We start from the raw sequence: 1,635 nt of genomic DNA, 5'->3' as shown, positions 1-1,635 counted from the left end.
CGGCGTGCTGAGAACTTCACCCAAGACACCAGTACCATTGACTCGAACTACCAACACCTTCCACTTGTATAGATTCTCATGCTCATGGTCAACATACTTCGCCGGGATATAACGCCATTGTCTTTTATTCTTTACAACACCCAGAACAGCTATATCATCTTCTTCGTTCTTCTCAGCAGTAAACAAACCAACTTTATCAAATATATTATTTCTAAATCTTCTGTCTCTACCCTCACTTCCGAGAACCGCTTGGTATTCAGGATGGTCACTATACAAAGTTTTTAAATCAAATCTATTCTGTACATATATAAGGTTCATCAGACTATCTCCATCATTTTGCGGAGAAGCCTTTTCCATAATGCTTTTCAACTCAGAGTAAGGGGTAAAAACGTCAATCGCACCGTAATCTTTCCGCCGATCACGATAGGTAATTGCAACACCGCCTTTAATATCAGTATTAATAAAGATACTGCTAGCATCCTGCTCATACTGCAGAACTTTCAGATGCGGATCCGCAAGCATCTTACGATTCCACTCTTTTGGGGTACTACCAGCATTAAAAAGAAAACGAGCAGGATGAATCAATTCAACCACATCAGCAATCTGATATGCAGCATCCATAAAATAATGGTATATAGGAGGAGCGAATCCTTTGTTATCCCCTGACGATTCTTCCTGATATGGCGGATTTCCTATAATATAATCAAACTTCATTGTTTGCCTCCTTCTCTTGGTTTGAATCTTATCAAATTTTACTGCACAGTCAGTTTTCCAATCCCGGATTTTTGCAGGTTCCTTCAACGTCGTTTCCGTTGCGTCACCCCCGGATACATCGTCATCATCGAATAGGAACAACTGCGCAGATACAGCCACACCTGCACGCGCAGGTGTCATATAGGTCAGCCCATCCATTTGCCACAGGTTCCAACTGATGATTGTCGCGAATCGCTCATACTCGTCTTGCGATAGTCCCTCGTAGCCCGCAAAGGTCAGATAATCCTCAATATCACGCAGAACGTTCACACGGGCAATCAGCAGATTATCCCCCTGATACTCGTATCCATAGGTCGTCTCAACAGCTTTGGTCGCCCAATCCAACCACTCTTCCCTGTTACGCGCATTATGCGAAATGAGCCGCAGTTTACGGTCCAGAATCCCGATGCGGTTTTCGATATCGGCCACTTCCTCGCCGGTTTCGGCATCATACCTATTCACGAGATACGGCGCCTCGCCACAGGTGATTTCCAAACGCAGAGAGGATACATAACACTGCCAATCATCCTCCAATCGCTGTATGCCATTGGAAGCCATCCATGCAGAATCAGCGTAATCAATCATCATTGCGCAGATACGCACCGGCGTGAACACTTCGGCATGCTGACGCGTTAGCAGACATTGTTCTTCCTTGTCTTTCTGCGCACGGCGCCGTATGACGCCCGCATGACTACCGGATACAAGCTTAGGCTGCATCTCCTCAATTGCACCATACCCATCCCCAAGGCCCTCATAGGCATGAGTGGCCCATACGATGTTCTCCCCTGTTGAACGGTCAGCAAGCAAAATCGGAAGAATCCCCATCAAGGCATATCTATTCAGCTCCTCCGGAATCGATACAGTCATGCCCTCCTCTTCCTT

General features: G+C 46.0%; 1 protein-coding gene. It reads right to left on the bottom strand.

Translation table 11 applies throughout. From position 1 onward, the window contains the following. Positions 1-1,620, bottom strand: a 1,620-nt coding sequence (locus B1526_RS08875) for an Eco57I restriction-modification methylase domain-containing protein (RefSeq protein WP_133088562.1), incomplete at its 3' end; no start/stop codon positions are given. Between the last annotated feature and the right edge of the window lie 15 nt (positions 1,621-1,635).

Origin of the sequence: Bifidobacterium criceti, from assembly GCF_002286935.1 — a bacterium.
Taxonomy (GTDB): Bacteria; Actinomycetota; Actinomycetes; order Actinomycetales; family Bifidobacteriaceae; genus Bifidobacterium; species Bifidobacterium criceti.
The sequence above is the reverse complement of the archived record's forward strand: the minus strand, read 5'-3'. Positions and strand labels throughout refer to the sequence as shown.